The sequence below is a fragment of the Alteromonas sp. ABE4_545 genome, assembly GCF_056161325.1.
In genome coordinates this window covers 55948-62241 of sequence record NZ_JBSWYY010000021.1, presented here as the reverse complement: position 1 = coordinate 62241, position 6294 = coordinate 55948, and the positions used below count along the sequence as shown (strand labels likewise).

The 6294-nt window shown below is 41.9% G+C and carries 6 protein-coding genes; 3 read left to right on the top strand and 3 right to left on the bottom strand.

Features of this window, described 5'->3' with window-relative positions:
• Positions 1–479: 479 nt before the first annotated feature.
• Both ACXAH6_RS16060 and ACXAH6_RS16055 read left to right on the top strand, forming a co-directional pair.
• Entirely contained in the window at positions 480–2474 is a 1995-nt protein-coding gene (locus ACXAH6_RS16060; RefSeq protein ID WP_474878443.1) for an RNA-binding domain-containing protein, read from the top strand.
• Positions 2475–2756: 282 nt separating this feature from the next.
• On the top strand, positions 2757–3248 hold the full coding sequence (locus ACXAH6_RS16055) for a nuclear transport factor 2 family protein (protein ID WP_474878442.1): 492 nt from the start codon (positions 2757–2759) through the stop codon (positions 3246–3248).
• A gap of 33 nt (positions 3249–3281) precedes the next feature.
• On the opposite strand, the gene ACXAH6_RS16050 is transcribed toward ACXAH6_RS16055, so the two are convergent.
• The 3 genes from ACXAH6_RS16050 to ACXAH6_RS16040 all read right to left on the bottom strand — a co-directional run bounded on the left by ACXAH6_RS16050 (position 3282) and on the right by ACXAH6_RS16040 (position 5687).
• On the bottom strand, positions 3282–3914 hold the full coding sequence (locus tag ACXAH6_RS16050) for a YiaD family glycine zipper/OmpA-like lipoprotein (protein WP_474878440.1): 633 nt from the start codon (positions 3912–3914) through the stop codon (positions 3282–3284).
• Positions 3915–4097: 183 nt separating this feature from the next.
• Positions 4098–5294, bottom strand: a complete 1197-nt coding sequence (locus tag ACXAH6_RS16045; RefSeq protein ID WP_474878438.1) for an HD-GYP domain-containing protein — start codon at positions 5292–5294, stop codon at positions 4098–4100.
• Positions 5295–5342: 48 nt separating this feature from the next.
• The gene (locus tag ACXAH6_RS16040; protein WP_474878437.1) at positions 5343–5687 is read right to left on the bottom strand and encodes an MGMT family protein; all 345 of its coding nucleotides are present in this window, start codon (positions 5685–5687) and stop codon (positions 5343–5345) included.
• A 32-nt stretch (positions 5688–5719) separates the two neighbouring features.
• Here ACXAH6_RS16040 and ACXAH6_RS16035 point away from each other — a divergent pair, with 32 nt between their 5' ends.
• Complete coding sequence (locus ACXAH6_RS16035) at positions 5720–6289, top strand: tRNA-uridine aminocarboxypropyltransferase (RefSeq protein WP_474878435.1); 570 nt, start codon at positions 5720–5722, stop codon at positions 6287–6289.
• Positions 6290–6294 lie beyond the last annotated feature (5 nt).

The window sequence follows — 6294 nt, the reverse complement described above, 5'->3', positions numbered from 1 at the left end:
TCTGCGTTTCTGTGTATCGAGACTTTTTCATCAGGAGTTCTCCTTTCTTGGCTCAGTTTACGCCGAAGAACTCTAAAAAGGTATGTCGCTATTTTAGGGGAGGTTTACAATTTCTGACGACACTATAAATCACGCTTTAAATACCTTATTTGGCATACCATCAAGCGCGCAAAAGAAAAAGGGAATCCAGTTACCAAACCTAATGCAAGAAGCTGGCATAGAGGAACACTTTACTGTCCATGATCTTCGGAGAACGTGCCGTTCAAGGCTTTCACAGCTAAAAGTTTCCTCTAATGTCGCGGAAAAGTGCATTAATCACAAGATAAAGGGTGTTGAAGGTGTTTATGATCAGTGGGGCTACTTTGACGAAAGGAAAGAAGCTATAAGTAAGCTCGCGGATAAACTCGATAAACTTTGGTGAGATACTTAAAAAAGAGTATTCTATTGATAATAAATGGGTTGTGGGTGAAGCATTGGAAATGACTAAAGAAAAAGACTGGAATGAGTTAATTGCAGAGCTTCGAGAAAGTAGCGAAATAGAGTGTAAGAAATCAAAAAAAGATTTGCCCAAAGATGTTTGGGAAACTTATAGCGCATTTGCTAACACCTATGGTGGAACTATATTCTTAGGGTTGACTGAACTTAAAGATGGCTCTTTTGAAGTTAGTGGAGTGGAGGATGCAGCCGCTATAAAGAAAAGACTATTTGATAGCTTAAATAACTCAGAGAAAGTTAGCGTTAATCTGCTAACCGATTCAAACGTTGAAGAACTAGATATCGAAGGCAAAGTCGTCCTGCGAATTACCGTTCCCAAAGCCCATAGAAAAGTTAAACCAGTCTACATTAACAACAATCCCAAGCTTGGTTGTTATGTCCGTCATCACGAGGGGGATTACCGTGCTGATGAAGAAGCACTACAAAGAATGTGGGCAGAGAAAGGTCATGAACCAAGGGATGCTCAATTTTTATTAAATTATGATTTAAATGATATTGACCACGATACATTGAAGAGGTATCGGCAAATTTTCCAGACTCGCCAACCTGAGCATAAGTTTAACAGTCTAGATGACAAAGAGTTTCTCAGAAAGCTTGGCGGTTGGAAGAGAGACCGTAATTCAGGAGAAGAAGGCTTAACTTTAGCTGGTCTGTTAATGTTTGGTGATGGTACTAGTATTAAAGAGTATTTAGCTCATTACCATTTAGATTACATAGAAAGAGAAGATGCTGATAAGTCTTCTAGATATGTTGACCGACTAACCTTAGACGGTAGTTGGTCAGGCAACTTATATGACTTTTATTTGAAAGTATATAGAAAATTAACTACGGATATTAAAGTTCGATTCAATTTAGAGTCGGATGCAAGAAAAGATACAACTCCAGTTCATGAAGCTATTCGAGAAGCTTTGGTTAATACATTAGCTCATGCTGATTTTGCCTGCCACAAAGCGATAACCATCGTTAAACGTCCTGATATGTTTGGTTTCAGGAATCCAGGGTTAATGAGAATTCCGATCACCAAAGCTATTGAAGGTGGAGAAAGTGATTGCCGTAATAGTGCAATACACGATATGTTCCGCATGGTTGGTTTGAGTGAAAGGCTTGGCTCTGGTGTTAACTCCATATTTTCTAATTGGTCAAGCCAACACTGGCAGCTACCTAAACTATATGAGCTAGTGGAAACCGAACAAACCTTACTTGAGCTTAGAATGATAGACTTAGTAGATCCTCAAGTGCTCGGCCACTTGATAAGTCTATTTGGCGAAAAGTTTAACCAGTTGGGGCAATTAGACCGAACAATTTTGATTACAGCTGCAACAGAGAAGTGGGTTAATCACGAGCGGGTCATGCAATTAACCTCGGAACACTCTAGAGAGGTTACGCTTGCCCTACCTAGATTAGAAAGAAATGGCTTCCTTCAATCGACAGGTTCTCAAAAAGAAAAGTTCTATACATTACCTGGCTCCAAAGTTTCTACTGTTGATGAAATTTTTAGCGGCGTATCAAATACTAGCACTATATTCGGAGCTAGCTCCGAATATAGTGATAATACCTCCGAAGCTAAGAATATAAGCTCCGATGATAAGGCTGTTTCTATCCAAGACAAACAGAAACCTAGAGATGCTCTAGGAAGGCTTATACTAGAGGGCGTAGAATATCCATACATAGATGATCTAAGAACCTTAGAACCTACATTTAAAGGGAAGTTAGAAAATTTAGCCTCCGAGTCAAAAAATAACAAACGACTTTCGAAAGAAGTTATGCAAAGTATTATTCTGAGCGTTTGCTCCGAACATTATGTCTCTAGACCTGTTCTATCAGAGCTTCTCAGTCGCTCTTCGGACGCACTAAGGCAAAGTTACTTAACTTCTATGGTTAGAGATGGGGTGCTTAGTTATGCATTTCCTCAGCAGCCCACACATGAAAAGCAAGGGTATATTTCAAGTACCTCTCTTTCTGAACAAAACATAGAATAGAAGTTTTTCAACGTTTACAATACGTTATAAATCTTCAATTACCGTCATAAGCAGTAACCAAGGTGCTATGACGGTAATACTATGCCTTCACAACCCCTTCTAAAGCTTCACTCTCCTTCATATACACCCAAAATCGACTGTTCAGATAAGCTGATGGAAACCATGTTATCAATTGGCTTTGATAACATCTATTACCCAAAATTAGATAAATACGGTGTTTTTTTAAGAAAATATAAGTGAAACTATGGTCTGGATCACACAGACAATAATGACAATATATCCATGAAAATTCTTAAATATACACTTCTATTAATCACGACTTTAGCCTTTTCTTCTCAGGCTAAAAATGCCAATTTCACAGACGTCGACACTGTGTTAAACACCTTACACAGCGCCGCTGCTGCGGCCGACTGGGATGCGTATTTTGGCGTGTATCACGACGATGCGATATTCATTGGTACCGACGCAACAGAAACATGGACAATGGCCGAATTTAAAACCTACGCCAAACCTGCATTTGAGCGAGGCACAGGGTGGACCTATCACAGTTACGACCGGCACATCTATTTCTCACCTGACAATCAGGTGGCGTGGTTCGATGAAATGCTTAGCAATCAATCTTTGGGCACAACGCGAGGAACCGGCGTTCTAGTAAAAACTGATTCGGGATGGAAAGTCATGCAGTATCACTTAGTGATTCCTGTACCTAATGACATTGCCGACGACGTAGCTGAGCAAATTCAGCGTTATCAGAAAAAACAAAAGCAACAATAGAAAAAGCCGACAAATTTGTCGGCTTAAATTTTTTTACTCTGTTATTGGTTGAATTTCTAATTCTACCCGACGATTTTGTTGGCGGCTCGCATCGTCAACATTGGGGACTTTTGGCTGGTATTCACCTAAACCAACGGTAGTAATACGCTTGCTGTTCACACTGAAAGCCATTAACTGCGCTTTTACCGAATTTGCACGACGTTCGGAAAGGGCCTGATTATATTGTTCTGAGCCTGTGTCATCAGTATGCCCTTTGATCAACAAGGTGGTTTTTTCATATTCATTGATCACTTTTGCCACGTCTTGCAATATCGGATTAAACGTTGGGCTAATAGCTGAACTATTGGTCGCAAAAGTAATGTCACCAGGCATCACCAGTTTTAGGTTGTCTCCTTCACGCACAACTTGTACACCGGTATCAGCTAGTTCTTCACGTAGCGCTTCTTCTTGCTTATCCATGTACACACCAATTGCGCCACCAGCAATAGCGCCTACAGCGGCGCCCCATACATATCGGCTTTTGTCATGATCGCCAGTAGCTTTACCTAATATGGCACCTACCACTGCACCTATCGCTGCGCCCCTCTGAGAATTCGACGCATTGGTAGCACAACCACCAACAGCTAACGTAAAACTTAATGCACCCGCTACGAGAAGCTTATTCATAAATCGGTCTCCTTGGTATCACTCAATCTTTGAGAAAATCATTGGTTAATGTCGATAATAGTAAGTACGAGCAAAGTTTATTCCATACTGCACACTCGCAGTATAGTGGGGGCTATCTGAACCTAACCTAAATAATGGCAGGGCGCTAAGACAATTGTTGTTGCTGAATTGCGACAATACTTGCTAGTCGATCGCGATTGATTCGTGAAAGTAGGCATTGAAGTCGAGTTTATATTCGGATGCAATAACCGCTTCCACAATCGTGATTGATTGTTCTTTTGCAACATCCACCACTTTTTGCTCGATATAATGTTGTCCGCTCGCTGAATAGAACACTTTAACCACTGGAGCTAATGGGTTTTGGTCATTTTGTTTAATCACCAAACCTAAACGGTCATTGGACAGTTTTACTAAACTACCTACAGGGTAAACGCCCATACATCGGATAAAGTGTTGGACCAAGGTACTATCAATTCGTTCAGGAGCCTCATCGAGCAAAATTCTCAATGCCTTTTGGCTACTCATTCCCGGCTTATAACATCTGTCAGCGGTCAGGGCGTCATACATGTCAGCAATCGCAAGCATGCGGCCTTCATGAGAAATATCATCTGCGCCCTTACCAAGGGGGTAACCTTTTCCGTCAAGGCGCTCGTGATGTTCGCTGACAATTCGCACTAATCGAGGGTCAACACTAGCCTCGTTGAGTGCGTCAACGCCATAGGTTACGTGCTGTTGCATAATGGCCATTTCATCGTCGGTTAAACGGCCCGGCTTATGCAAAATTTCGTCTGGAACCAGTATTTTCCCAAGATCGTGTAGAAAACCTGCATGGGCAAGCTCTTCAATAGCATGTTGTTCCATGCCACAAAATTGACCAAAGTTAGCCAATAGAATCGCTACATTTAAAGAGTGTTCGAGTAAGTAATCGTCTTTTTCTTTTATACGAGATAAGCAAAGTAGGGCGTTGGGGTTACGCTGAATAGACCCGACCATTTTGTTGGTAAAACCACGGGGAATTTTGTCGTCGAATGGCAGCCCTTTTTGCACTGCGTTTATTAAGTCTGATTGAAGCTTTTTACCCTGTTTATGAAGTTTTTTCGCCGTTTCAAGCTCAATGGCCATACTTGTTGGGGTGGCTTTTTGCGGCTGGCTGCCCTCTGTTTGCTGTTCGCTTTTATCTTTCGGTGTTGATGCGCATTTACTCTCATCAATAATCACCTCGGCCACGCCTTTTTTCTTAAGGGCAGCAATGGCGTTTGACGAATTAACTCGCCCTTGAGCTTTCACCTGCAACCCACCTTTTTGTTTAGCGATGGACTGCACATACATGCCTGGCTCAAGTAAATCGATGGAGATTGTTTTTAGTTTTTGTTCACTCATACTACTTTTTGCGGCGAAAACCCTGTTGTTAAAAACACACGCTCAACGTTAAAATTCGAGATGATGGAGCAAAAATGACAAATCTGGTTGCCATTGATACACCTTCATCTTTACTCGATTATTGGCAACCATGACCCCATCTGCAAGTAATAATTGTGTTTGCTCTTTTGCCATTTCACTACCTACCGGAAAAGCAATTTCTCCACTGCCGCGTAATACGCGATGCCAAGGCAGTAAAGATGGTCCAGAATAGGCAGAAAGACACTTACTCACCATACGCGCTCGGCCCGGCCAACCCGCTAAGTCAGCTACCTGCCCGTAACTTGCCACGTGACCTTCAGGGATCAGTTTTACTACCGCCCATATTTTCTCTTTTCTATCTAATTGCGGCATACTAATGCTCGGTATCTTTTTGTATTTTTGTTATGCGCAGTTATTGCACACAGTGTCACTATCCAACAAAAACGTGTTTATGTGAAGCTATCCAACCTATTGCGGTTCCTATTAAGGTCGTTGTGCTTCAACATCCCGATGAAGTAGGCCATGCGAAAAATACCGTTCGCTTGATGCAACTTGCCATGCCAAAATCGCTAACCGTAGCAGTGGGTATCACTCCTGAAGATTTTAGTGATGTTCAACAACAGATAGATATCGACAACACCGTGGTGATTTATCCTTCCCCGAGCAGTCAAGGTATGGAATCTGACAAGCAATGGAAGTGTGAAAACCCCGACACTATTCTGTTGTTAGACGGCAGTTGGCGAAAAGCCTTCTCGTTATGGCAAAACAACCCGTGGTTGCATGAGATAAGGCAGTGGCACTTTGAGTCGATACCAGACAACCGCTACCACATCAGGAAAACTGACAAAGAAAACAGCCTATCAACGCTTGAGGCCACTGCGTATTGTTTGCAGCAACGTTACCACGTTGACACAGCGCCTCTCATGAGCCTTTTTGACCATTTTGTTAACCAGTGGACCCAATATACTAAATAACTTCG